This is a genomic window from Streptomyces sp. NPDC014727 (assembly GCF_043083485.1).
Lineage (GTDB): Bacteria > Actinomycetota > Actinomycetes > Streptomycetales > Streptomycetaceae > Streptomyces.
Window position 1 is genome coordinate 156,102 of the sequence record NZ_JBIBYR010000008.1, and the last position, 24,377, is coordinate 180,478.

Annotated in this window: 24 protein-coding genes and 1 pseudogene; 12 read left to right on the forward strand and 13 right to left on the reverse strand. The window is 69.9% G+C overall.

All coding sequences use genetic code 11. The annotated features are described in order from the left end of the window. Window positions 1–144: 144 nt before the first annotated feature. Window positions 145–276, reverse strand: a pseudogene (locus ACF1B9_RS15430) (LuxR C-terminal-related transcriptional regulator); the annotation flags it as partial. A gap of 40 nt (window positions 277–316) precedes the next feature. Continuing rightward, complete coding sequence (locus tag ACF1B9_RS15435; RefSeq protein ID WP_391743831.1) at window positions 317–778, reverse strand: hypothetical protein; 462 nt, start codon at window positions 776–778, stop codon at window positions 317–319. A gap of 562 nt (window positions 779–1,340) precedes the next feature. Between ACF1B9_RS15435 and ACF1B9_RS15440 the strand changes: the two genes are divergently transcribed. Beyond that, the gene (locus tag ACF1B9_RS15440; RefSeq protein WP_391743829.1) at window positions 1,341–2,402 is read left to right on the forward strand and encodes a tetratricopeptide repeat protein; all 1,062 of its coding nucleotides are present in this window, start codon (window positions 1,341–1,343) and stop codon (window positions 2,400–2,402) included. Beyond that, on the forward strand, window positions 2,399–3,451 hold the full coding sequence (locus tag ACF1B9_RS15445) for a polyprenyl synthetase family protein (RefSeq protein ID WP_391743827.1): 1,053 nt from the start codon (window positions 2,399–2,401) through the stop codon (window positions 3,449–3,451). The genes ACF1B9_RS15440 and ACF1B9_RS15445 overlap by 4 nt, the downstream gene beginning before the upstream one ends. Window positions 3,452–3,592: 141 nt before the next feature. On the opposite strand, the gene ACF1B9_RS15450 is transcribed toward ACF1B9_RS15445, so the two are convergent. Both ACF1B9_RS15450 and ACF1B9_RS15455 read right to left on the reverse strand, forming a co-directional pair. Continuing rightward, window positions 3,593–4,285, reverse strand: coding sequence for an RraA family protein (locus ACF1B9_RS15450; protein ID WP_391743825.1), 693 nt, complete (start codon window positions 4,283–4,285; stop codon window positions 3,593–3,595). A gap of 152 nt (window positions 4,286–4,437) precedes the next feature. Then, window positions 4,438–5,058 carry a TetR/AcrR family transcriptional regulator gene (locus tag ACF1B9_RS15455; RefSeq protein ID WP_391743823.1) on the reverse strand — a complete coding sequence of 207 codons (621 nt, stop codon included), beginning with the start codon at window positions 5,056–5,058 and terminating at the stop codon, window positions 4,438–4,440. Window positions 5,059–5,174: 116 nt separating this feature from the next. Between ACF1B9_RS15455 and ACF1B9_RS15460 the strand changes: the two genes are divergently transcribed. After that, window positions 5,175–6,197, forward strand: a complete 1,023-nt coding sequence (locus ACF1B9_RS15460) for a hypothetical protein (protein WP_391743821.1) — start codon at window positions 5,175–5,177, stop codon at window positions 6,195–6,197. A 126-nt stretch (window positions 6,198–6,323) separates the two neighbouring features. On the opposite strand, the gene ACF1B9_RS15465 is transcribed toward ACF1B9_RS15460, so the two are convergent. The 4 genes from ACF1B9_RS15465 to ACF1B9_RS15480 all read right to left on the reverse strand — a co-directional run bounded on the left by ACF1B9_RS15465 (window position 6,324) and on the right by ACF1B9_RS15480 (window position 8,913). Continuing rightward, window positions 6,324–6,878, reverse strand: coding sequence for a hypothetical protein (locus ACF1B9_RS15465; protein WP_391743819.1), 555 nt, complete (start codon window positions 6,876–6,878; stop codon window positions 6,324–6,326). Further along, complete coding sequence (locus ACF1B9_RS15470) at window positions 6,875–7,201, reverse strand: Ada metal-binding domain-containing protein (protein WP_391743817.1); 327 nt, start codon at window positions 7,199–7,201, stop codon at window positions 6,875–6,877. The genes ACF1B9_RS15465 and ACF1B9_RS15470 overlap by 4 nt, the downstream gene beginning before the upstream one ends. After that, window positions 7,198–7,929 carry a 2OG-Fe(II) oxygenase gene (locus ACF1B9_RS15475; protein ID WP_391743815.1) on the reverse strand — a complete coding sequence of 244 codons (732 nt, stop codon included), beginning with the start codon at window positions 7,927–7,929 and terminating at the stop codon, window positions 7,198–7,200. The genes ACF1B9_RS15470 and ACF1B9_RS15475 overlap by 4 nt, the downstream gene beginning before the upstream one ends. A gap of 204 nt (window positions 7,930–8,133) precedes the next feature. Then, window positions 8,134–8,913: a 2OG-Fe(II) oxygenase gene (locus ACF1B9_RS15480; RefSeq protein ID WP_391743813.1), complete on the reverse strand. Its 780-nt coding sequence runs from the start codon at window positions 8,911–8,913 to the stop codon at window positions 8,134–8,136. Between the two features lie 297 nt (window positions 8,914–9,210). Here ACF1B9_RS15480 and ACF1B9_RS15485 point away from each other — a divergent pair, with 297 nt between their 5' ends. Further along, window positions 9,211–9,591 (forward strand): hypothetical protein, encoded by a 381-nt coding sequence (locus ACF1B9_RS15485; protein WP_391743811.1) that lies wholly within the window; start codon window positions 9,211–9,213, stop codon window positions 9,589–9,591. A 196-nt stretch (window positions 9,592–9,787) separates the two neighbouring features. Here ACF1B9_RS15485 and ACF1B9_RS15490 read toward each other — a convergent pair whose 3' ends face one another. Both ACF1B9_RS15490 and ACF1B9_RS15495 read right to left on the reverse strand, forming a co-directional pair. After that, complete coding sequence (locus ACF1B9_RS15490) at window positions 9,788–9,943, reverse strand: DUF6131 family protein (protein ID WP_391743809.1); 156 nt, start codon at window positions 9,941–9,943, stop codon at window positions 9,788–9,790. Further along, window positions 9,940–10,458: a TetR family transcriptional regulator C-terminal domain-containing protein gene (locus ACF1B9_RS15495; RefSeq protein ID WP_391743807.1), complete on the reverse strand. Its 519-nt coding sequence runs from the start codon at window positions 10,456–10,458 to the stop codon at window positions 9,940–9,942. The genes ACF1B9_RS15490 and ACF1B9_RS15495 overlap by 4 nt, the downstream gene beginning before the upstream one ends. Window positions 10,459–10,696: 238 nt before the next feature. Between ACF1B9_RS15495 and ACF1B9_RS15500 the strand changes: the two genes are divergently transcribed. Further along, window positions 10,697–11,812, forward strand: a complete 1,116-nt coding sequence (locus tag ACF1B9_RS15500; protein ID WP_391743893.1) for an AI-2E family transporter — start codon at window positions 10,697–10,699, stop codon at window positions 11,810–11,812. A 121-nt stretch (window positions 11,813–11,933) separates the two neighbouring features. Here ACF1B9_RS15500 and ACF1B9_RS15505 read toward each other — a convergent pair whose 3' ends face one another. Further along, window positions 11,934–14,030, reverse strand: a complete 2,097-nt coding sequence (locus ACF1B9_RS15505; RefSeq protein ID WP_391743805.1) for a glycogen debranching N-terminal domain-containing protein — start codon at window positions 14,028–14,030, stop codon at window positions 11,934–11,936. A 152-nt stretch (window positions 14,031–14,182) separates the two neighbouring features. On the opposite strand from ACF1B9_RS15505, the gene ACF1B9_RS15510 reads away from it, so the two are divergent. From ACF1B9_RS15510 to ACF1B9_RS15530, 5 genes are all read left to right on the forward strand, one after another. After that, complete coding sequence (locus ACF1B9_RS15510; RefSeq protein WP_391743803.1) at window positions 14,183–15,232, forward strand: LacI family DNA-binding transcriptional regulator; 1,050 nt, start codon at window positions 14,183–14,185, stop codon at window positions 15,230–15,232. Window positions 15,233–15,325: 93 nt separating this feature from the next. After that, window positions 15,326–16,567, forward strand: coding sequence for an extracellular solute-binding protein (locus ACF1B9_RS15515; protein WP_391743801.1), 1,242 nt, complete (start codon window positions 15,326–15,328; stop codon window positions 16,565–16,567). A 185-nt stretch (window positions 16,568–16,752) separates the two neighbouring features. After that, the gene (locus tag ACF1B9_RS15520; RefSeq protein ID WP_391743892.1) at window positions 16,753–17,739 is read left to right on the forward strand and encodes a carbohydrate ABC transporter permease; all 987 of its coding nucleotides are present in this window, start codon (window positions 16,753–16,755) and stop codon (window positions 17,737–17,739) included. Continuing rightward, window positions 17,736–18,674 carry a carbohydrate ABC transporter permease gene (locus tag ACF1B9_RS15525; protein WP_391743799.1) on the forward strand — a complete coding sequence of 313 codons (939 nt, stop codon included), beginning with the start codon at window positions 17,736–17,738 and terminating at the stop codon, window positions 18,672–18,674. The genes ACF1B9_RS15520 and ACF1B9_RS15525 overlap by 4 nt, the downstream gene beginning before the upstream one ends. 83 nt (window positions 18,675–18,757) lie before the next feature. Continuing rightward, a complete protein-coding gene (locus tag ACF1B9_RS15530) occupies window positions 18,758–19,378 on the forward strand; it encodes an L-threonylcarbamoyladenylate synthase (protein ID WP_351085629.1) in 621 nt (206 codons plus the stop codon). A 119-nt stretch (window positions 19,379–19,497) separates the two neighbouring features. Here the strand turns inward: ACF1B9_RS15530 and ACF1B9_RS15535 are convergent, their stop codons facing one another. Beyond that, window positions 19,498–20,118 carry a TetR/AcrR family transcriptional regulator gene (locus ACF1B9_RS15535; protein ID WP_391743796.1) on the reverse strand — a complete coding sequence of 207 codons (621 nt, stop codon included), beginning with the start codon at window positions 20,116–20,118 and terminating at the stop codon, window positions 19,498–19,500. Between the two features lie 126 nt (window positions 20,119–20,244). On the opposite strand from ACF1B9_RS15535, the gene ACF1B9_RS15540 reads away from it, so the two are divergent. Further along, a complete protein-coding gene (locus ACF1B9_RS15540) occupies window positions 20,245–21,684 on the forward strand; it encodes an amidase (protein ID WP_391743794.1) in 1,440 nt (479 codons plus the stop codon). Between the two features lie 253 nt (window positions 21,685–21,937). Then, window positions 21,938–24,037: a nucleic acid/nucleotide deaminase domain-containing protein gene (locus ACF1B9_RS15545; RefSeq protein WP_391743792.1), complete on the forward strand. Its 2,100-nt coding sequence runs from the start codon at window positions 21,938–21,940 to the stop codon at window positions 24,035–24,037. Between the two features lie 151 nt (window positions 24,038–24,188). On the opposite strand, the gene ACF1B9_RS15550 is transcribed toward ACF1B9_RS15545, so the two are convergent. Continuing rightward, complete coding sequence (locus ACF1B9_RS15550) at window positions 24,189–24,377, reverse strand: ferredoxin (protein ID WP_376221696.1); 189 nt, start codon at window positions 24,375–24,377, stop codon at window positions 24,189–24,191.

A 24,377-nucleotide genomic window follows, 5' to 3' on the forward strand; every position in this document is an offset into this window, starting at 1 on the left:
GCGGCCGGAGCGGGCTCCGCCCACGGAATCACGGAACCGAGCCCCTGGGGGCCACGCGTCCCGGTCGGTCACCGACCGTCGAGCGCGACACAAAAGAGTCCGGCCCGGGTCAGCCGTCAGCCGTCAGCCGTCAGCCGTCAGCCGTCAGCCGTCAGCCGTCAGCCCAGCATCCCGGGCGGCCAGTGCCGCTTGAACAGGGTTTCCGACCTCCAGAGTAGTCAAGATACGGCTGACGTGGGCCTTCACCGTGCTCTCGCTCATCCGCAGCCGCGCGGCGAACGAACCGCCACGGCCCGCCCGGCCGAGGGGTGAGCGGTCAGCCCCGGGCCCGGCGCCGGGGGCACCTCGATGACGCCCGGCGTCCCCGGTGGCAGCCCGCGGTCAGGAAACCCAGACCGACGCCCAGCATCCAGGAGTCCTTGGCCATCGGGATGCCGTTCTGGGTGGGGCGCAGACTGCCGGGCTCCCGCATACCGGGAACACGCAGGTAGAGGCCGAGGAGTCCGCTGGAGAACCCGGTCAGTGCCAGTCCGGCCAGCCGGGTCGGCACGACGGGGGCGAGCAGCGCACCGCCGATCGTGACCTCCGACCAGCCGAGCATCCGGGTGAATCGCCCGGCCTCCAACTTCTCCAGGAACGGGTACGCGACACAGGCCATGCCGTGTACGGCCCGCGCCGTCTCCTCGTCCGCCTTCAACTTGCCCAGGCCGGAGTTCAGGATGAACGCGCCGATGGCGAGGCGCGGGGCCACATCGCGCGGTTCGAACGTCATGGTCATGGGAGCCTCCGTCGGTCTGGTATTCGGCCCCTCGACGAGCTTAGCCAGGAGATGCCCGTGGCGCTTCGCAAGGCGCCCCGCCAGGATCTCCCGTGGTGCGCGGCGCACCGTCCGCGGGATCGGCCAGGACGCCGTTCCTCAGACCGTCCCCCGGTCGGCCCCGGTGCGGTGCCGCGCGTGGCCCCGGGGCGATTACGCGGTCCGGCCGACGGCCGTTGCCGACCGTTGCCCACCGGCGGGTCGGTACGCGCACGCGGTCGCCTCGTTCGAGGACGGATCGGAGATCGGGCTCCCGTCCGATGCCCCAACTGTCCGCCGGCCGGCATGACGAGCGACGCCAGGTGCCGGACGAAGCGCCGACGGCTTCTGTTGCTCACGGAGCAACCTGAACCACCCGACCGCCGTCTTGATCCACAACAAGGCGGTTCGCCGCACGTCACCAGCAACCTCCGACCCCCACGAACGCCCGCCCGGTTTCGGCCACCGAGCAACTATGCACCATATGTATACATGAAGTGCATAGTCGCTCTGCCGCCGACCCGGCCGCGCGCGAAAGGCACCCATGCACAGCAAGGCAATGGCGCCCGAGTACCAAGGCGCTCTCACCAAGATGTCGGTGAACTCCTCTCTCACGGATGTACTGGCGGAGGGCGTACGTCACTTGAGAGAGGCCGAACTCACCGGCTCCCAACAGGAAGTGGCGAAGTGCGGGCTCGCGGTGGCGGAGGCCCATCGCCGGCTCGGCAACATCGCGGAAGCCGATCAGGCCTGGAAGGCCAGCTACCGGGCCGCCCGCTCGGCCGGTGACCTGGGAGCGATGGCGTGGGCGCTGTGGAGCGGCGGGACACTCGCCCGGCAGCGCGGTGAACTCCGGCTCGCTTTCCGCCTGTTGGGGCTCGCTGCCGACATGGGAAAGCGCGGCGGGGATGTCGTGGCCCGTGGATACTCCCTCGCCGGCCTCGCCGAGACCGGGCGAATACAGGGCGACTACGAGACTGTCGCAGTGCTGCACGAACAACTGCTCGCCGAAGCGCGAGCACGTGGCGAGGCGCGGCACACCGTGTGGGCCCTGGAGGGAATCGCGCAGATCCACCGCAACACCGGATCGCTCGACAGCGCCCTGGCCATGTTCGAGGAAGCGGCCGAACTGGCCGGGAACGCGGACGACCGGCGTGGCCGCGCATGGGCCCTGCGCGGCATGGCCGACATCATTTCCCTGCGGGACGACCCCGAGCGCGCTCTGGCCCTGCTCACCGAGGCGGAACTCACTTGCCGCGAGATGAAGTTGTCCAGCGCACTGGCGTACAACCACAAGATGCGCGCCAACGTCTTCTTCCGTGCCCACCGGTACGAGGAAGCGCGTCAGGTGTACGAGGAGGCACTCGCGGAGTTCCGCGCGATGGCCGAACCCCGGGGTGAAGCCCTCGCCCGGCTCGGTCTCGTCAAGTCACTGTCCCGGCTCGGCCGGGACCGAGGCGAGACCGCCGCCGACCTCGGCGAGCTGCGCCGCACACTCAACCGGATCGGCCTGCTCAACGCCCGCGACATGGTGGACAAGGCGTATGCGGAACTCGGCGTGACACCGGTCGGTGGCGATTCGGACGAGGAAAGCGGGCGCCGATGACACCCTCGCCCGTAACGCACCGGGCCACGGCGCCGCAGGCCCTCACCCGCTGCCGCGATCTCGTCCGCCCCGCGCTGGCCAGAGCCGTGCAGCGTCTGCACCCGTGGCACGCGGAGATGGCCGCCTTCTCCCTCGGCTGGGGCGGAGCGGACGGCAGCCCCGTCCCCGGCTCACAGGGCAAGGGGGTGCGCCAGGCCCTCACACTGCTCAGCGCCGAAGCCGCCGGCGCGCCGGCGGAGGATGCCGTCGTCGGCGCGGTCGCCGTCGAGCTGATCCACGTCTTCTCCCTCCTCCACGACGACATCATGGACGGCGACGAGACCCGCAGACAGCGCGCCACGGTCTGGAAGGTGTACGGAACCGGCCCCGCGATCCTCGCAGGGGACGCGCTCTTCGCACTGGCCGTCCAGACACTGGCCGACTCGCCCGGCGCGCACGGCGCGGCCGCGGTCCGGCATCTCGCCGCGACGCTGACCGACCTGGTGCGCGGCCAGGCCGAGGACCTGCTCTTCGAGAACCGGCCCTGGACCGGACCCGAAGCGGTGCGACCCCACGAGTACCGGTGGATGGCCGAGCACAAGACCGGCGCGCTGCTCGGGTGCGCGACGGGCCTCGGTGGACTCCTCGCCGGAGCCCCGGCCGCGACCGTCGACGCCCTCGCCGAGGCCGGTCGGCACCTCGGAGTGGCGTTCCAGGCCGTGGACGATCTCCTCGGGATCTGGGGGGACCCGGAGCTCACGGGCAAGCCGGTTCACAGCGATCTGCGCAGGCTGAAGAAGACGTACCCCGTCCTCGCGGCCCTGACCACGGACGGCCCCGCCGCGCGGCACCTCGCCGCGCTCCTGGGTTCCGGCAACCCGCTCGACGCCGCCACGGCCCGACGGGCGGCCGGCCTCGTCGAAGAGGCCGGCGGGCGTTCGGCGACGCTGGCCGAGGCTCACCGGCACCTGGACAGCGCCCGCCGCAGCCTCGACGGCGTTCCCCTGGCCCCGGCCCCGCTCGGTGAACTCCTCGCGCTGTTCCCGTTCTTCGTCGACCGCGCCATGTGATCCACCGGGCGCCCCGACCGGGCCCCACCGCCCCCGTCCCGGGCTCACGCGCCGGTGGCCGGAAACCCGTCACCCCGGCCCGGCCACCGGCATCTCCTCAACCGTGGCTGTGAACAGGGCGGTTCCCCGCCGCCCCGCGGCCTACTCCTCGATGGCTCCGCCGGTCCGCCGGAGGTGCCGGCGGAAGGTGTACGACGGATCGGCTGTGCGCCGCGCCAGATAGTCGTCGAAGGAGGTCTGCTCGCGCAGCGTCTCGCCCGCCCTGATCATGAGGGCCTGTTCGCGTTCGGTCCGGCGGATCTCGTGCGCGGTGGTCAGTACCTCCTCGACGCGTGAGGCCGGGACGAACAGCACTCCGTCCTCGTCGCCGAAGACGACGTCCTCCGCGCTCACCAGGTGCGGACCGAATCGCGCCGTGGTCAGGGCCTCGGGCTCTCGCTCGTCCAACCGGACGGGGCCGGAAGGGTAGTTGCCATAGCTGAACACGGGAACGCCGATCTCGCCCAGTTCCGAGGTATCACGGTGCAGGCCCCACACCACCAGGGCCGCCACGCCCGCGGCCTCGGCCTCGAGCACCGCCAGGTCTCCCACACATGCCTCGTCCGAACGGCCGTCGTTGTCGATGACCAGCACGTCACCCTGCTCCGCCGCGCCGAACGCCTCCAGGAAGACGTCCACGCTGCCGTAGTGCCGCACCGGCAGCACCCGGCCCGCGATCCGGTGCCCGGAGACCACCGCGCCGATTCCGGACGGCGCGATGCGCAGGGGCACATCGACGCGGAGGCAGGCATCGGCCACCAGCGGTGTGGACAGATCCTCGAAAGCCTTCAGCATGGTCCTCCCTGGCACGGTGCTGCCGCCTGAGGCCGACAGCGGGCGACGACAGCGGCTTGGAGCCGCGATGTTACTTGCGCGGCCCCGATGAGTCGACGGAGCACCGCGTCAGGCCCCGCCGCGGGTGCGGTACGGGCGCCAGGGAGCGCACTTCAGCTCGGGACCGGACCGCTTCGCCGCACCAGCGGCAGGTACACCTCGTCGACGATTTCGACGAGGACGTCGTCCGGTGCGGTGGGAACCCCGCGCATGACGAACTCGTTGCGCAGCAGGACGACGGCCACGGTCGCGACCCGTGGCCGGAGCGCTTCCGGAGCGGCTTCCCCACGGGCCACCGCGCGCTCCAGGACGGTCAGCCAGGGGACGGCCGCGGCGTCGCCGGACTGGTCCTGCAGCTGCGCCAGAAGTTCCGATGCGCCACCGGCCGCGGCGAGGAGTTCACGCAGGATCGTGCCGATCGGGGAGCTCCAGTGGCGGTTCGCCCGGCGCAACAGCTCCAGGACGTCATCGCGCAGATCGCCGGTGTCGGGTGGCCGGACCGTCGTGGTCAGTTGCCGGTAGGCGGCGATGCCGAGCGCGAGGCGGTTCGGCCAGCGACGGTAGATGGCGTTCTTGTTGGTGCCCGCACGGGCGGCGACCTTGTCCATGGTCAGCCCGGCGTATCCGGATTCGGTGAGTTCGTCGACCGCGGCGCGCAGAATCGCCTCCTCCAGGGCAGCTCCGCGTCGGCGCGTCCGTCCGGCGTTCTGCTGCCCCATCGCGTCCCCTGCCATGGCCCCTGCCTCACTCGGTACCGATCACACCTCCATTCTGCTTGGCATCCCCGACCCATGAAAAATAGGGTACGTTGCGTACCGTATTTGGATTCCGACAAGAGGGGATGCGACCCATGCGGGCCAGAGGCATCAGTTACGACACCGGCTTCGTCCGGAACGGAGTGAACTCCCGCAGGTTCTTCGACCCCGTGGTGGTCGAGCGCGAGTTGCGCATCATCCGCGACGACCTGCACTGCAACGCCGTCCGCGTCATGGGCGGTGATCCGGAACGGGTGGAGCTCGCGGCCACGTACGCCGCCGGCCTCGGTCTTGAGATCTGGTTCTCCCCCTATCCCCTCGAACTGACCACCGACGAGATGCTGTCGCTGTTCGCCGACTGCGCCGAGCGCGCGGAGCGGCTCAGGCAGCGGGGGGCCGAGGTCGTGTTCGTCACCGGCGCCGAGCTGAGCATGATGAACAAGGGGTTCCTGCCGGGCGACAGCACCGACGAGCGGGTCGCACTGCTGAGTCGACCGGAGGGTGTGCGTGAGCACGTGGGCCGGGTCGGTCCGCGGGTCAACGACTTCCTCGGCAAGGCCGCGGCACTCGTCCGCGAGCGCTTCGGCGGCAAGGTGACCTACGCCTCCGTGCCGCTCGAACGCGTCGACTGGGCACCCTTCGACATCGCGTCCATGGATCTCTACCGGTCGGCCGAGACCGCCGACCGCTTCGCCGCAGGTGTCCGCGATCTCACTGCGACGGACAAGCCGGTCGCGATCACCGAGTTCGGCGCGGCCGGCTACCGGGGCGCGGGTGACAGGGGCGCCCTCGGTCTGGAGATCGTGGAGTACGACCCGGACGCCGGTCCGGTCCGGTTGAACGGTGAGTACATCCGCGACGAGGCCGGTCAGGCAGCGTATCTGCGCGAGTCGCTGGAGGCGTTCGAGGACGGCGGCATCGACAGCGCCTTCGTCTTCACCTTCGCGCTGTACGACCATGTGCACCGCCCCGACGGCGACCCTCGCGAGGACCTGGACCTGGCCAGCTACGGCATCGTGAAGGTCCTCGAAGGTCACCTCGGAGACACCTACCCCGACATGCCGTGGGAGCCCAAGGCCGCGTTCGCCGCCGTCGCCGACCACTACCGGGAACTCTGAGGCGGCGAAAGCGGCGCGGTGCGGGGCGAGTTCCCCGTTCGCCCGGGTCGGCGAGGCGTTGCCGGGCCCGTGGCGGACCGGGTCGGGGGCCGGCGACGATCCCGGACGGGCCGGCCCTCCCCCGCGTCATTCGGACGGCAGGTCCGGGGGCCCGTAGTGGGCGGTCCAGCCACGGCGCATCTCCCAGGTGCCACCGTCGGCGGAGGCGCCCCGCAGACCGTGCACGGTCTCGGCGCCCGCGAGTTCGACCAGCCGGGGGGTGCCGAGCGAGGCGAATCCAAAGGTGCGGGCCGGTTCCCAGTCGGTGGAACGGCGCAGACGCCGGGCGAGCCGGGCCGTTCCGAGCGACGCACCGGCCAGCACCCACGCGTCCGGAGCCTGTGCCGTCAGTCGCCGGGCGGGCCGCAGCCACGAGGCGGCGTCCTCGGGCCAGTCGACGACGGCAAGGACGTCCTTGTGCAGGGAGTGCCATGCACGGACGAACGCCTGTGCGGCGGTACGGGAGTTGGTGTCGCGCCCGTGCCCGACGGCCACGGACCGGACGTCCGGGCGCACCGCGGTCAGCAGGCCGATCAGTGCAACCAGCTCCGCTTCGGTGTGGGCATCCGGCGCCGGGTTGTCGACGACAGGGGCACGGGGTCCGGGTGGCCGGCTCAGCGCGTCGTCCTCGGTCGGGCTCATGAAGTGTCCTCGGGGTCGTTGTTCCTGTCCCGCCGTCCGCTCGCCTTCCAACGGGCGTACGCCTTCGGCAGGCACACCGCGCATGGCCGGTATCCGGCCCGGACGGCAGTGCTCTCGTCGGCGAAGAACACGCGCTGGGACACGTACTGGCCGCGGGCCAAGGCCCGAAGCGCGCAGGGGCAGTCCAGTCGGCCGTACAGGCGGCTTCGCCGGTGTCCGCCGAACGTGCCCGGTGCGACGCTTCGGTAGGGCTCGCCGTCCGGGCCGAGCAGTGTGTGGACGCGTCGGTCGTCTCTCCGGCGGGTATCGGTGCGGTCGTTCATCCGGCGTCGTGGAAGACGAGGCCGAGAGTACGGCGCCGGCCTGAGCGGACGGTGCTGACACCGTGCCGCATGGGCGCGGCCGACCAGCCCCGCCTGGAGGCGACGGGGCGATCCCGGGTGGTGAAGACCAGCCCGTGCCCCTGCGGGAGGAGGGTGGCCGATCCCCGGGACTGGGCGCGGGGGCGCTGCTCGGTCATCAGGAACTCGCCACCGGTGTAGTCGGTGCCCGGCGTGTCGAGTCCGATGACGACCTGCAGCGGGAAGAGCAGGTCGCCGAAGACGTCCCGGTGCAGGGCGTTCCAGTCTCCGGCGCCGTAACGCAGCAGGATCTGGGCGGCCTTGGACTGTCCGGCCTCGTGACACATGCCGAGCCACTGCTCCAGTTCGTCGGGCCACGGGGCGGGCCGTCCCAGCCTGCCGGCCCAGTCGCGAGCGATCGGCAGCAGGTGTGGGTAGAAGGCCTGGCGCAACTCCCCCACCGGCTCGGGCAGATCGTGGGTGAAGTAGCGGTACTGGCCGGAGCCGAAACGATGGCGTCCCATGTCGACGGTGGAGCGGAAGCGTTCGTTCTCGTCGTACAGACCGGCGAGTTCGTGGCACTGCGCGGGGGTGAGAAGCCGTCCGGTGAGCGCGCTTCCGTGCCCGTCGACCTCTTCGGTGAGCGCCGCCCAGTCCGTGGCGTCGACCAGCTCGCTCACCGTCCCGGCCGGATGTGTTGTGTCGTTCACGAGTCTCGTTCCTCAGTGCGCTGTCGGCGAAGGGGTGGGGCTTCGGCGTCGCCGCAGCCCTGGCGGAAGGGGAGGCGCGGCGAAGCCGGTCGGGCGGCAGTCCGGTCGCCACCCCCGGCGACGCCTTCGCGGAGCCGGGGGTGTCTCTCGCGCTCCAGCCCTCCAGGTGCCACGACGGGCGATGTGCCGGAGCCCGGCGGGGGTTCAGCGGGCGTCATGGAAGATGAGGCCCAAGGTCTGGCGCCGCCCGGACTCGACCGCGCCGGTACCGTGCCGCACGGGGTGCCGACGGTAGCCGTTCCGGCCCCGGACCGGGCGGTGACGCACCGGAAAGATCATCCCTTGGCCCAGCTCCGGCTTGACGACCACGGCCGTGGACTGGAAGCGGGGGCGCTGCTCGACGAAGACGTTCTCTCCGCCCGTGAAGTCGTCGCCCGGCTGGTTGAGCATGATCGCGATCTGCAACGGGAACACGATGTCGCCGTAGATGTCCTGGTGGAGGCAGGCGTGGTCGCCCTCCCCGTAGGAGAGGATCAGCGGGGTCGGACGGTGCTGGCCGTTGGCCGCGCACTCCTCGGTGAGTTCCGCGAGCGTGTCCGGGAAGGTGCGTTCGCCGAGCATCGGCGCCCATTGGTTGGCCATCCAGGCCAACGGCGGGTAGAGGCTCTCCCGCAGCACACGGACGAGTGACGGCAGCGGATGCGCGTAGTACTTGTACGTGCCGCGGCCGAAGTTGTACCGCTGCATCATCACCGTGCTGCGGAACACTCCGTCGTCGTCGAACATGCCGATGAGTTCCTCGCACTGCTCCCGGCTGAGCAGGGGCGGGGTGAGCGCAACGCCGCGCTCGTTCAACCGGTCGTAGAGTGCGGGCCAGTCCAGGTCGCTCAACACGGGCAGGTCCCTGTCGTACGCGATGCGCGGTGCGTCAGCGGTACGGGGTGTCGTACCGAACAGCGTCGGGGTGACGGCGGAGTGGTTCATGATGTGTGTTCCTCGGTGCTGTGTTGTCCTCGCGGCGGCCGGTCCGGCGGCACCGCGCCCCTTCGGTGCTTGTGACCACCGGCCCGCGCCCTGCCCGGCCAGGCCGCCGTAAGCCCTCGACGATCGATCCTGGCCGTCACGGGGCGGCAGATCCGGCGCTATTCGGACATCGCGCTACGGGCACCACAGCTCGGCCGGACGCGGTGGTCGGACCGGTGGCCTCGGCGAGATCCGTCGGCAGACGTGTCCCGGCGTGCCCGGGGACACTGGCCGGGCTGGCGGGGTTCGCCCGTCGGATTGGCGGCCTTCCTGCTCGACCACGACTCGGCCGGCTTGAAGCTGATCTCCCGGGTCTTCGCCGGACACACCGAAGGCCTGTCGCGGGACGACATCCTCGACAACACCACGCTCTACTGGTTGACGAACACCACGATTTCCGCCGCCCGTCTCTACTGGGAGAACAAGGCATCCTTCTTCGGCGTCAAGGGCGTCACCCTCCCGGTCGCCGTGAGCGTCTTCCCCTACGAGATCTACCAGGCCCCGAAGAGCTGGGCAGAGAAGGCGTACCCCAACCTCATCCACTACAAGAGGCTGCCCCAGGGAGGCCACTTCGCCGCCTGGGAACAGCCCCGCCTCTTCACAGAAGAGCTCCGCGCCGGCTTCCGCTCCCTTCGCTGAGCTGAGGGCTGTCCCGCAATCGCTGGTACGCCGCGCTCGGGATTACGGGACAGCCCCTGGGGTCATACGCCGGAGATTCGTCATCTGCCCAACCGGAACGAAAAACGGACCGACACACCCCCGTGCATGAGGGCTTCTCGGCAGAGCGCCCACGTCAAGCTCACCGGGCATGACGCCCGTCGACACGGAGCAGGCCCTACCAGTAATGCCGACGGCCACCTACAGCGTGCCCGACGACACCCAGGATCCAGAGAATGATGCCGATGACGACGAGCACGACACCGATGGTCCACAGGATCGCGATGCCCGTCACCAGGCCGATGACCAGCAGAATGACACCTAGGACGATCATTGCGTCCTCCTATCGAGCGTCTTCTCCCAGTATGCGCCCGGCGACCGCTCCCGCAGTTTGACGCAGAACGGGCCGGGAGGATCACTCGCCGATCCCGCAGAACCGGCACCAGGCAGCGTGCGGATGCATCCGGGCATCCGGGCATCCGGGCATCCGCAGGAGGACGTACGGGCAGGAGGACGTACGGGCTCTCGCCACCGTTCCACGGCATTCGGCTCCCGCCCTTCGGCGACACGGGCCATGAGACGCAGACCGACGACGGTGTTCAACAGCAGGCTCCCGATGGCGGTGGCGTCCCGGTCGGCAGCCACCTCTCCCCCGCGCCGGCCCTCCTCGACGAGCGCACGGAAGGCGTCTTCGGTCCACCCGGACATGCGCCGGACCAACTCGGTCGCGGTCTCGTCCGCCCCCGCCAGTTCCGCCACGGTGTTCACGGCCGTGCAACCACGGCGGTCGGGGTCGACGAGATCCATCTCGGCGAGGAGCCGCAGCGCACCGCGCAAGTGATCCTTCACGGAACCCCCCGCGTCCGTCTCCCGGGTGCGCCTCGCGGTCCCCGGGCCGTCGGCTCCGCCCATAGGGTGACTTCCCGTGCATGTCGCCGCACGGGCCCGCTACGGCGCGGCCTCTGCTTGGTACCAGCAGGGAATGCCCAGGCCATCGCATCCGCAGCCCGACAACAAGGAAGCCGGAGCCCCGCCCGAAGGACGGCGCCACCGGATCCGCGCCGCGTCACGCCAGGCGTTGCGCGGCATGCCGCGCCCCGCAGCCCGGGAGTCGGGCCTGCAGCACGCACGGCCCGGTCAGCCGTACGAGCCACGCGTGAACCCGGCGCTGCGGACGGCCGCCGCGTACTCCTGGCGGATCCTCGTCGTGGGAGCGGTCGTGTACGCCGTCTTCTCGGCACTGGGACGGTTCCACGAGGTGGCGGCGGCCGTCTTCCTCGGTCTGATCGGCGCCGCGTTGTTGCGTCCGGTGACGGATCTCCTGGCGCGCCGCATGCCCCGGCCGCTCGCCGTCGCCCTCGCGCTGCTCGGCAGTGCCGTCCTCGTCCTCGGTGTTCTTTCCCTCGTCGGCGAGACGGTCGCCGACGAGCGCGCCGGGCTGGAGCGGAAGTTCGGCGACGGTCTCGGCCGCATCGAGCGCTGGCTGGAGGGGCGGCCGTTCCGGCTGAACCCGGCAGCGCTCGACGACATCAAGTCCCGGATCGGGAAGTTCCTGTCCAGCCATCGTTCCACCCTCATCAGCACGGCCGTGAGCGGCGTCGGGCAGTTGGTGGAGGTGGTGACGGTGTTCGTGCTCGGGTTGTTCTGCTCGGTCTTCTTCATCCACTCGGGCAACCGGCAGTGGGACTGGTTCTGCGACCAGCTTCCGCGGAGCGCCCGCACCCGGGTCGCGATCGCGGGCCGTGCCGCGTGGCGCACATTCACCGGGTACACGCACGGCATCCTCCTGGTGGCGGCGACCAACGCGGTACTCGTCGGGCTGGCCCTGTTCGCGCTCGGAGTACCACTGGCGCTTCCGCTGGCGCTGCTGGAGTTCTTCGCCGCCTTCATTCCGCTGATCGGCTCGCCGATCGCCCTCGCGGTCGCCGCCGTAGTGGCTCTCGCGTCGAAAGGTCCGATCGTGGCGGCCGTCGTCATCGCGCTGATCGTGGTCATCGGCCAGATCGAGGGCCATCTGCTGCACCCGGTCGTGATGAGCTGGGCGGTCCGCCTGCACCCGATGGTCGTCGCACTCGCGGTGATCAGCGGCGCCATCGCGGCGGGGGTGCTGGGGGCGGTGGTGGCGGTGCCGCTCGTGTCCGTCGTCTGGTCGGTCCATCAGTCACTGCGCCGGGCACACGAGTCCGCGGGCGAATCACCTTGAGGGCTCGCAGGCCCCGCGAGCCCGGCCTCAGCCTCCTGGGGTCGGTACCGGCCGCCCGGTCCGAGGCGGGTCCGTGCCCGGCTCGCAGGGTCCTGCCTCGGACCGGGTACAGCCGCCCGTGTCAACGGGGCGTCGCGTGCTGCCTCTCCACCACCAGGCCCTCGGGCGCGTCGATGTGCGCCGTACCGTCCGCGTCGACGGAGATGTCGAGCCGCCCACCCGCGACGTCGAGTCCCTCGACCTTGAGCGGCCGGTACGCCTCCGCGAACGCGGGCGCGACCGTGAGCGTTCCGCCGGGGACATCGGCGGAGAGACCGAGCACCGACTGGAGGATCATGACGGACGAGGCCGCCGCCCAGGCCTGCGGTCGGCAGGACGCCGGATAGGGCGAGGGCCGCGCGTCGGTCGCCGCGCCATGGCCGGCGAACAGCTCGGGCAGCCGCGCGTCGAAGGCCGCCGACGCGGTCAGCAGCCCCTCGGACAGGGATGCGGCCGCGTCCGGGAACCCGGCCCTGACCAGGCCGTGCACCGCGATCGCGGTGTCGTGCGGCCAGATGGAACCGATGTGATAGCCGTACGGGTTGTAAGCCACGGAGTCACTGCTCAGGGTTCGCAGACCGTGGCCCGAATCGAGGTCGGGCGCGCTGAGCCTGGCGGCCAGCAGGGCGCTCTCCTCGTGGTTGAGCAGGCCCGTGCCCAAGAGGTGGCCGAAGCCCGAAGTGACCGAGTCGACCGGCTTCCCGTCCCGGTCGAGCGCCACGGCCGGGTACGGTCCCCGCTCGTCCTCCACCCAGAAGTGCTTGCGGAAGCGATCGCTCAGCCGCTCGGCCCACTCCTCCCACTGGTCGGCGCCGGGGCGACCGAAGGCGCGCAGCAGGTCCGCGCCACCGCGGGCCGCCTCGTACGCGTACGCCTGGACCTCGCAGAGCGAGATCGGGGACGCGGCGAAGCCTCCGTCGCGGTACCGGATGGAGTCGCCGGAGTCCTTCCAGCCCTGGTTGGCCAGGCCCCGCCCGGTGTGGTCGATGTACTTCAGGAAGCCGTCCCCGTCCGCGTCGCCGTGGTCACGCATCCAGGCGAGGGCGGACTCCGCGTGCGGCAGGAGTTGTTCGACCTGCTCGGGCGCGAGGCCCCAGCGCCAGGAGTCGTGCAGCAGGGTGATCCAGAGCGGGGTGGCGTCGACCGTGCCGTAGTAACAGGGCGGCAGGGAGAAGTTCTCGTTGAAGTCCTGGGTGGCGCGGCGCACTTCGTGCAGGATCTTGCCGGGCTGTTCCTCGGTGTCCGGGTCGGACTTCGTACCTTGTCGCCGGGCGAGCGTGCGCAGCGTGCCGGCGGCGAGTTCGGTGCCCAGCGGCAGCATCATGCGGGCCGCCCACAGGGAGTCGCGGCCGAAGAGGGTGAGGAACCACGGGGCACCGGCCGCCAGGAACTGGTCGGCGGGCTCCTCCGGGTCGGTCAGCCGCAACCGGTCGAGGTCGGCGGCCGACTGGCTCAACCAGTGGTCGAAGCGCCGGTCGGCGCTGCGCAGTGCCGGTGTACGCCAGGGCAGGCTCTGCGCGGGAGGCGCGGGGAACTGGTCGCCGTCCTCGTGCGCCGCCGCGCAGTCCAGTACGGCGGTCCATGACGAGCCGGGGGCGAGTGCGATGTCGTACTCCAGCCGTCCGGCGGCCGGGTCGACGGCGGCGGGCTCCGGGGAGCTGGTGAGGTGTGCGGCGAAGCCGTCCCGGGACCAGTCGAGTCCGCTTCCGGTGGCGGTGGCGGTGACCGGGCTCTGCGCGTTTCCGGACTTGACGCGCTCGATCGGGGCGAGGTCCGTCTGGGCGGTGACGATCAGCCGGACACGGACGTGCTGCCGCCCGGAGTTGGCGACTTCGAGGGTCTCCTCCAGGTGCCCGGGGGTGATGCGGCGACGCCGGTGCAGGGTGACTGCCGGGTCCGGTGTCTCCTCGCCCAGCCCGCGCAGCACGCTGCGGAAGGCAGCACGGTCCGCTCCCTCGAACGCTCCGCGCACCGGGGCGAGCACGATTCCGTCCGCCGCGACGGTCAGCCGGGCAAGTGCCCTGCTGTCGCCGTGGTAGAAGCCGTCGGCCGAACCCTCGATCTGCCCGTCGTCGTGCGAGATCGCGAAGCTCGGAGCGCACAGCGTCACACAGGCATCGTGCAGGAACGGCTGGAGGCCCTCGACCGACGGGCCGGCCTCCGTCTCGGAGTTTGTCATGTCGTGGGTCTTGACAGTGGTGTCCAACAGAGCAGAACCTCTCAGGCATTGGAGCGTTCCAAGAACCCTAACGACGACCTCAGGGCGTTGACAATGCTTTTGGAACGCTCCAATAATCTCGTCAGTTCGCACAACCGGTTCCGGAGACTCTCATGCCCCGCTCCCCCAACACCCCCGCACCCAAGGCCGCTTCGGTAACGCTGGCCACGGTCGCACGGCGAGCCGGGGTCTCTCCGCAGACGGTGTCGAACGCACTCAATTCGCCCGAACTGCTGCGTCCGGAGACCCTGGACCGAGTTCTGCGCACCATCGACGAGGTGGGCTATCGCCCGCACCGAGCGGCGCAGACCCTGCGCACTCGCTCCAGCAAGCTCATCGGGTACGGCATCCGTCCCACCGCTCCGGGTACCTCGGCCCCGGTCATGGACCGGTTCCTGCACGCCCTGTCCCAGACGGCCGACGAGGCCGGGTACCGGATCCTGCTCTTCGCCTCACCCCCCGGCAGAGCGGGCCTCGACGGGTACGAGGAACTCCTCGACCTGCACAGCGTGGACGGTTTCGTGCTCAGCGGCACCGACCGGGGCGACCAGCGCCAGGCCTGGCTGGAGAAGCGCGGGGTGCCGTTCGTGGGCTTCGGCCGGATGTGGTCCGGCCGGCAGATCGGCGACTGGGTCGATGTCGACGGCGCCTCGGGCACGGACGCCGCAGTCGAGCATCTGGTCGCCCTGGGGCATCGCAGGATCGCGTTCCTCGGCTGGCCGCGCGGCTCCGGGGTCGGTGACGACCGAGCCATGGGCTGGCAGCGCGCCATGCGGCGGCACCACCTTTCGCTACGCAACAGGCGGGCCCGGAGCGTGGACGACATCGCCTCCGCACAGGCCGCTGTCGGACCGCTGCTCGACGCGGGTGCGACGGCCGTGATAGCCGCCAGCGACATGCTCGCACTGGGCTGTTATCACGCCCTGCGCGAGCGCCGAGCCGTGCCGGGCAAGGATGTCGCGGTCATCGGGTTCGACGACTCCCCCACGGCCGCACTCCTGTCCCCGGGGCTGTCCACCGTCGCCCAGCCGCTGGAGGCTGTCGGCCGCGAATGCGTCCGGCTGCTGCTGGCCCGGATGTCGGACGTCGGCGCTCCGCCCGAACGCGTCCTTCTCGAACCGTCTCTCGTCGTGCGTGACAGCACGTCCGCGTCGGACGACTGAACCACCCCCAACGCCCGTTCACGGGCCGTCTATTCACAGCGCGCCCGTTTCCGGGCAGCTGAGCCGCAAGTGTCATCCCTCCTGGAGGAACTCATGAGAACCCGTACGGCCGTTGCCGCCTTCGCCACCTGCGCGGCGCTACTGGCCGCCACCGGCTGCTCATCCGGCTTCGGCGACAAGGAGCCGGAGCAGGACAAGGCCGGCAAGCAGAAGCTGACGGTACTGATCGCCACCTCGGGGGACGCCGAGACTCAGGCAGTCAAGGCCGCCGCCGCCGCATATGAGAAGAAGTCGGGCAACTCGGTCACGGTCGAGACCGCCAAGGACATGAACCAGCAGCTTGCCCAGGCCTTCGCCGGGCACAAGCCGCCGGACGTCTTCTACGTCAACTCCGACCAGTTCGCGAACTACGCCAAGGGCGGCTCGCTGTACCCGTACGGCGACCGGATATCCGACGCCGACGACTTCTCCCAGCAGCTGCGGACCTCGTTCTCGTACGACGGGAAGCTGGTCTGCCTGCCGAAGGACACCTCCACCCTCGGTCTCGCCATCAACACCGACCTGTGGAGGAAGGCCGGGCTGACGGAGAAGGACTATCCGAAGAGCTGGGAGGAGCTGAAGACGGTCGCGGACAAGCTCACCGGCAGTGGCGTCACCGGTCTGGTCACCAGTGACGAGTACCAGCGGCTCGGGGTCTTCATGAAGCAGGCGGGCGGCTGGCTCACCGACCCGAGCCAGAAGAAGATGACCTCCGACAGCCCGGAGAACGCCAAGGGTCTTGAGTTCGTCCAGTCCCTGCTCAAGTCCGGCTCGATGAAGTTCGCCAAGCAGGTGGACACCAGCTGGGGCGGGGAGGCGCTCGGCAAGGGCAAGGCCGCCATGACCATCGAGGGCAACTGGCTCGAAGGCGGCATGAAGCTCGACTACCCCGATGTGAAGTACACCGTCGCACCGCTGCCCGCGGGGCCGGCCGGTAAGGGCACCCTCGCCTTCAGCAACTGCTGGGGCGTCGCCGCAGACAGCGCGCACCGCGACGCGAGCGTCGACCTCGTGAAGTACTTGACGTCGGCCAAGCAGCAGCTCGCCTTCGCCGACGCCTTCGGCGTCATGCCGTCGCGGACCAGCGCCCTCAAGACGTACGCCGAGAAGAAGCCCGCCGCCAAGGCCTGGGTGGACGGCAGCGCCTACGCGCAGGGTCCCGTGACGATCGCCGGCTTCGACAAGGTGCTGAGCCAGTTCAACACCGATCTGCAGTCGCTGCGCACCGCCGACCCGAAGAAGATCCTCGCCGACCTCCAGCGCAACGGCGAACAGGCCATCGCGAAGGGCAACTGAGCCCCATGCCCAACCGCACGACGCGCGCGAGCGACCCCCCTCGAACGACCGGCACGACCGGCACGACCGGCACGCCGGGCGCACCTGACAGCGCACCCGGCGCGACCGGTACGACCGCGAAGGCTCGCGCCCGGCGCGCGGGCCTTCGCGGGGAGGGCACCTGGGGCTGGCTGTTCGTCAGCCCCATGGTGCTCGTCCTCGGCCTGTTCATGGTGCTGCCCATCCTGATGGCGCTGTGGGTGAGCCTGCTGCACTGGGACGGACAGTCCAACCCGTTCTCCGGCCAGGCCGATTTCGTCGGCCTGGACAACTACCGGTCGCTGCTCACGCAGGACGGACTGGACCGCACCCTCTTCGCGACCGCCCTGCGCAACAACGCCTACTACGTTCTGCTGACCGTCCCTCTGCAGACGTTGCTGGCACTGGGGCTGGCCCTGATCGTCAACCAGAAGCTGCTACGGGGGCGTGGCGCCCTCCGTACGACGTTCTTCTTCCCGTCGGTCACCAGTTCCATCGCCGTCTCCACGGTCTTCCTCTTTCTCTTCCAGGGCAGCGGAGCCGTCAACTCCATGCTGTCCTGGATCGGAGTCAAGGGACCGAACTGGTTCGCCGATCCCCGCGGGGTGCTGTCGCTGATCCTGGGCGGCCTGGGAATCGTCGACCCGGAACGGCCCACCGGGATGCTGGCCGATCACTCCGTCATGGGCCTGTCGTGGTTCGAGTGGCTCTCGGGTCCCTCGGTCGCGATGTGCACACTCATCCTGCTCGCCGTGTGGACCACCTCCGGCACCTTCATGCTGATCTTCCTCGCGGCACTGCAGAACATTCCGCGGGAGCTGGAGGAGTCGGCCGCCATGGAAGGGGTCAACCGTCGCCAGATGCTCCGGTACGTGACACTGCCCGCGCTGCGTCCCGTGCTGTTCCTCGTCCTGACCCTGGGGCTGATCTCCACGTGGCAGGTCTTCGACCAGGTGTATGTGATGGGTCAGGGGGCTCCGGGCAACACGACGCTCACGCCCGCCTTCCTGTCGTACTCCGCGGGCTTCGAGGGCGCGGACTTCGGGCAGGGCGCGGCGATCGCGTTCATCCTGCTCGCCCTGATCCTCATCCTCACCGCGTTCCAGCGCTGGGCGCTGCGGGATCGTGGCGCACGCACCGGGAGGAACCGATGACCGCCGCCGGCACGACCGTACGCGACCGGACTCGGCGTTCCTCTCGCCGTCCCGCCTCGCGCGACCGGGCACGCCCCGTCCTGAGCCGCTTCCCGCTGCCGTGGCGGCTCGCGGGGTACGCCGCGGTGCTGGGGCTGGGGCTGCTCTATCTGCTGCCGTTCGTCCTCCAGTTGGTGACCGGCTTCAAGACGGACCCGGACGCAGCCGCGCATCCGCTGGCCCTGATGCCCACCACTGCGACCACGGCCGCGTACCAGCGGCTGTTCGGACTGAGCCAGGCCGCCGGGGAGGTGCCGTTCCTGCGTTGGCTGGGCAATTCGGCGCTGGTGGCGGTGCTGGTCACCGCGGGCCGGGTGCTGTTCGACTCCATGGCGGGATACGCGCTGGCGCGGCTGCGCTTCCGGGGCCGCTCGGTACTGTTCGGCTTCGTGCTCGCGGTGATGGCGGTGCCCGGTGTGGCCCTGCTCATCCCGAAGTTCCTGGTGCTCAACACCTTCGGTCTCTTCGACACGTACACCGGCATGGTTCTGCCGCTGCTGGTGGACGCGGCGGGCATCTTCATCATGAAGCAGTTCTTCGAGTCGGTGCCGCGCGAGGTCGAGGAGGCCGCGCGGGTCGACGGGGCGGGGGTGTTCCGGATCTTCTGGTCCGTCGTCCTGCCGATGGCGAGACCGGCGTTGATCACCTTGACGATCCTGTCCTTCCAGGGATCGTGGAACGAATTCACGCACTTCCTCGTCAGCACGCAGTCCGGCCAGTACGAGACGCTCACCACGGGTCTGGCGCGCTTCGTGTCGGGCGGACTCGGCGGCGGAACGCAGTATCCGCTGAAGCTGGCGGCCGCCCTGCTCTCCACCATCCCGGTGGCCGCGCTGTTCTTCTGCTTCCAGCGCTACTTCGTGAACGGCGCCAACGCGGGCGCGGTCAAGGAGTGAGCTCCGGCGCCGTCGGAGGCCGACGGCGCCGGGCCCCGCTCGCCGTCCGGCCTGATCCGAATGACAGCCCTTAGACTCGGCGGATGGCGAAGTATTTCGACGTGCATCCCGAAAATCCTCAGCAGCGCACCATCCGCACCGTGGCCGACAGCATCCGATCGGGCGCGCTCGTCGCGTACCCGACGGACTCCTGTTACGCGCTGGGATGCCGGCTGGGCAGTCGGGACGGTATCGGCCGGATCCGGTCGATCCGGAACCTCGACGACCGTCACCATTTCACTCTCGTGTGCCAGAACTTCGCTCAGCTGGGTCAGTTCGTGCACGTCGACAATGATGTGTTCCGCGCGATCAAGGCGGCGACGCCCGGCCGCTACACCTTCATCCTTCCTGCGACGAAGGAGGTACCGCGCCAGTTGCTGCACCCGAAGAAGAAGACGGTCGGAGTACGGATTCCCGACCACGTCGTCACTCAGGCCCTCCTCGCCGACCTCGGTGAGCCGCTGCTGTCCAGCACCTTGCTCCTGCCCGACGAGGACGAGCCGCTGACGCAGGGCTGGGAGATCAAGGAACGGCTCGACCACGTGGTGGACGCCGTGCTCGACTCGGGCGACTGCGGCACCGAACCGACGACGGTCATCGACTTCTCCGCCGGCGAACCCGAGATCGTACGACGGGGAGCGGGCGACACGACAAGGTTCGAGTAGCGGCAGGCGACGAGACGGCCGAAGGGAGCCGGGACCAGGCCGTCCGGCACGCACCCGGCATCCGCTTTCCCGGCATCGGCGGGCGCCACGGCGAACAGCGCGGCGTCCGGTCGAGGCGTTCAATTGCTGCGAGGGGACCGGACCACCGGTTCCCAGAGGCCGCTCAGGTGAGTGTGGAGGACGTCCTGCGCCTCCGGTGGAGTGAGATGGCCGACGAGGACGTGTGAGGTGAGACCGTCCGCAAGGGCGAGGAGAGTCCGGGCCTCGCGTTGCGGATCGAGGGGTACGGCGCGGTCGGTACCCTCGTCCGCCTCCGAGATCAGGCCGACGAACGCCTCCTGCAGGGCCGCGTAGTTCGCCTGCAGCGTCCGGGCGAGCGGCTCGCTGACAACCGCCTGCGCGACGAAGGCGAGCCAGACCCTGGCCTCGGCACGGTGCTCCTCCCGGAGCAGTGACATCTCGGCGACCACGTGGCCCAGAGCGGTGGCCGCCGACTGGGCCGGGCTCCTGACGAGGCGGGCCTGCACGCGCTCGCCGATCCGCTCCCCGATGTGCCCGAGAGCGAACACGAGCATCTCTTCCTTGGTGCGGAAGCACCGCTGGACAGCACCCATCGACACCTGCGCACAGGCGGCGACATCGCGAAGGGTCACACCCTCCAGTCCACGCTCGTCGGCAATGCGGCAGACGGCCTCGGCGATCCGGCGTCGCCGCTCCGCGTGATCCACCTGTCTGGGCATCGGTCGCCTCCCTGATGCACGGTGCTCTGTTCCGTGGCGAACCTTATTCGATGCGAGCGTATCGCTTCTCGGGCTACAGTTCCGATGCAAGCGCATCGGAACGTGGACGGGAAAGGACACGAGCACATGCAGGACGCCCTGTGGAAGATGCCGGCCGCCGCTCAGGCGGAGGCAGTGCGCAACGCACACGTCTCGGCTGTCGAACTGGTCGAAAGCCACCTGGAGCGCATCGCTGAGGTCAACCCACGCATGAACGCGGTCACCCAGCTCCTGGCGGAGCGCGCACGGGCCGCCGCGGCGCAGACCGATCGCCGGCGAGCCGCCGGTGAAGAGCTGGGGCCGCTGGCGGGTGTGCCGTTCACCGTGAAGGAGAGCACCGCCGTCGAAGGCGTGCCGACGACGTTCGGCACGGAGCGCTTCCGCGATCTGGTGGCGCCGAGCGACGCTCCCCCGGTGGCACGGCTGCGTGCGGCGGGGGCCATCCCCATCGGGCACAGCAACATACCCACCCTGATCCTGGCGGGGATGCACACGCGCAGCGAGCTGTTCGGCGACACGCTCAACCCGTGGGACAGCAGCCGGACCCCGGGCGGCACCAGCGGGGGTGACGCAGTGGCCGTCGCCACGGGCATGGCAGCGCTCGGACTCGGCAACGACTCCGGCGGGTCGGTACGCGTCCCGGCCCAGTTCTGCGGTGTGGCCGCGCTGAAGCCGTCCACGGGCCGGTTCCCCGCCGACCACCGCATTCTCGGACCGGACGACCCCGGCCCGGCGTCCCAGCTACTGGTCACCGACGGCCCGCTGGCACGGAGTGTGGGCGACCTGCGGCTTGCTTACGAGGTGCTGGCCGGAACCGATCCGCGAGACCCACGTGCCGTGCCGGTGCCCGCCTACGGCGAACCGCTCGCCGGGCCGGTGAAGGTCGCGGTTGTGGCGGACCCCGGCGGGCGCGGCGTCCACCCCACGGTTCGCGGAGCCGTCGCGACCGCGGCCGAGGCGCTCCGCGACGCCGGATACGACGTGCGCGAGGTGCAGGACGTACCTCGGATGGACGAGGCCCTTGAGGCGTACGGCCGGATCACCGTCACCGAGTTCGCCCCGAATTGGCCAGTGGTACGCACGCTGCTCGGCAAAGGTGGTGACCGCTTTATCGAGATGGCGATGGAACAGACCCCGCCCGCAAGCGCGGCCGAGTTCATGAAGCTGATGGGCACCTGGATGAACATCCGCCGCGCATGGGCCGAATTCCTCGATGAATACCCGCTGTTGCTCGGCCCTTCCTTCACCGAGCCCCCGGTCGAGCCGGGGCTGGAGTCGCGCGACAGGGCGGGCCGGGACCGGGTCGCGTCAGGAATGCGTCTGTGCACCGTGACGAGCTTCGTGGGCGTGCCGGGCGTGGCCGTACCGACCGGAGTGGTCGACGGCCTGCCGTCCGGGGTCCAGGTTGTCGGACGCGCATTCCGGGAGGACCTGTGCCTGGCCGCGGCCCAGGCGATCGAGGACCGGCTCGGCGTGTTCACCCCGGTCGATCCGCGCATGGGCGCCGGCAGCGGCTCTCAGCCGTGAGCGGAGCGGTCCCCGTGCCCGGCAACGGCGAGCACGGGAACCTGGATCGTGAGGACCGTTGACGATCGGTCACCGGTGGACTCCATCAGCTGATGGGTTCTCCGGTGGCCGCCGAAGCTGCCGAAGTCGTGACGCAACACCTCTGGCGGGCCTGCTCCGTGAGCGTCTCCCCTGGCGGTCGGCGTGGATCGACCGGGACCGGGTTTCCGCAAAGTGAATCCGTACCGGGGGTCTTCTGCCCCACACTCGACCCATGACGGGTGACGGGCGCAGGAGGCAGGGGAACTTACGGCGGCGGCTGGCGGCCGTGATGTTGGCGGTGGCGGTGGGATGCGCGCCTGTCCTGGTCGGGCCGCCAGGACACGCGATCGCCCAGCCGGAGACCGGTCGCCAGTCGAAACCGACGATACCCGACGGCTGGGTGGAGATACCGACGTACGACAACCCGATCACGCAGATCGGTTACGACGCCCGGAAAGCCCGGCACAGGGGCAGTCCAGGCGACTGGGGCCGCAACATGGCCGTCGGTTTCGCCGACGTGACCTCCCTCTTGGCCGGGGAGGGAAGAGCGAAGCTCCAGGAGAAGTACGGACCGTACGAGATCCGGGAGGCCGTGGACGATCCCGACCTCTTCGCCGCGCTGGGGCTGGATCCGAGCATCAAGGCCCTGCTGGTGATACCGAAACTCAACGCTCCGAAGGGGGATCACTCCGAGGAGGAGATCTTCCAGGCGCTTGAGGAGAGGGGCATCTCTCCCGACCTGCTGGTGGCGCTGTGGTCGGAGCGTTCACCGTGCGCCACCCTGTGCGCGCCCCGGATCAGAAGTCGTGCGAAGAACGTCAAGATCTTCTTCTCCGTGAAGGACAAGTCCTGGCGCGGCGGCAGTGTGAAGGCAGTGGAGCGCTTCATCGTGCGTGCTCTCACGGACAAGGCCGAAAGTACGGCGCGGATCGCGAAGTCACCGTCGAAGGAACGGGATGCGGCGCTCCAGCGGCAGAAGGAGGCCGCCACCGCCTTCACCCACGGGGAGGCCGCCACCGACTGCTCGCTCGGCTCGCAGGGTCTGGGCCGCAGCGAGATCGCCTTGATCGCGTACAGCCGCCCGTGCCCGCCCGAGGAACCGGCGTCGGCCCTGGCCAGGATGCTCGGCCGACCCGATTCCAGTCCCGGCGGAATCGACTTCTCCACCCTGGAACTGCGCTACATGGCCGACACCGGCTCGGCGAAGACCGGCCTGCGCTACTCCTTGAGTGCCGTTCCTGTCGCCCCCACGGCCGCCGGGAACGACGACAACAGCCGGTCCGACGGCGTGAGCGCCGTGCGCGAGGCCTCGGATGCGTTCTTCGTGTGGCTGACGCTGCCGACGTCCACGTTCTGGGTGAACCTCAACCCCAGCGAGCCCCGGCGAATCGTGGACGACTCCCTCGGACGGACCGATGCCGGGCGCGTCCTGCTCCAGGCCGACCTGCGCATGAAGAAGACGATCGCCCAGCTGATCCACCCGGACAGCAAGCTCGGGGGCCGCTACTGGAAGCAGCTTCGGGGCACGTGCATGTCGATGCGCACCTGGATCGTGCCGGCACCGGCCGAGGTGCATGAGTCGTCCGATCAGCTGTACATCCTGGACGCCCCGCTTTCGGTGAAGATGGAGACCCAGTACCTCAACGCGCGCAACCCGCTCGGTGCTCACCGGACCGGCTCGTGCCAGCGGCAGGAGAAGTCCGTCGAGACGCACAACGAGTCCGTCTTCCGCAGCATGATCCTGCCCGGTGTGGAACGGGCCGTGAACACCGCCCCGGAGTACGCCTCGCTGCGGCGCGTCTACCGCAGTCGGGTGGCGGCAGAGTGGTACCGACGGATCAGTGAGCAGAAGACCACCGCCTACGGCGGGCTCATCGACAAAGGTGACATCGGCGATTGGACCACCCGCACCCCCTGGAAGCCCGTCGACACCTTCAATGACTACGTCGACTCCTACACCAAGGGCGAGTTCAAGGTGACGCACCGGACCAGGAAGGGCAACACCATCTACACCAACACCTATGTGTTCGGTGGTGTCGACCTGACCAAGGTGCCGTTCCACGAGGTGGCGGACAACGAGTTCAGGGCGAAGTGGCCCAGGATGCCCGAACGTGTCGACCAGTCCTGGGACATGCCCGTCTCCGACACCGGATCGGTCTGGCTGGGCGGTGGCACCTCTCCCTCGAAGGCGCGGCAGGCCGCCGAAGGGGGACCGGGCCTCAACTGGTCCTCCGTCGGCCCCGAACTGCGGTGGGCCGTTCCGGTCGTTGTGCTCGCCGTGCTCCTGCTGCTCAGGCGTCGGCTGCGCCGTTCCGGGCGACTGCGCGCGTGAGCGGGAGGCGGACGCGGCAGGCACGCCTCGCTCCACGTCATCGGGCCCCGGACGGGTGAGCACCTCGTCCGGGGCCGTACGGAACAGCAGAACCGTCGCGAGGGCTCGCCGATCTCTCATCGACGGCTGAAGAGTTCGCCGACAGGGACCGCTATTCCACGGTGATGGCCTGCACCGGGCAGACGCGGACGGCTTCCTTGACCATCGGGTCGGTCACGTCCTTCTCGTGGCCCGGCAACAGTTCGCTGAGGCCGTCGTCGTCCTGGGTGAAGACCTTCGGCGCGGTCAGCGCACACTGGCCGGCGCCGATGCACACATCCTTGTCGATACTGATCCGCAT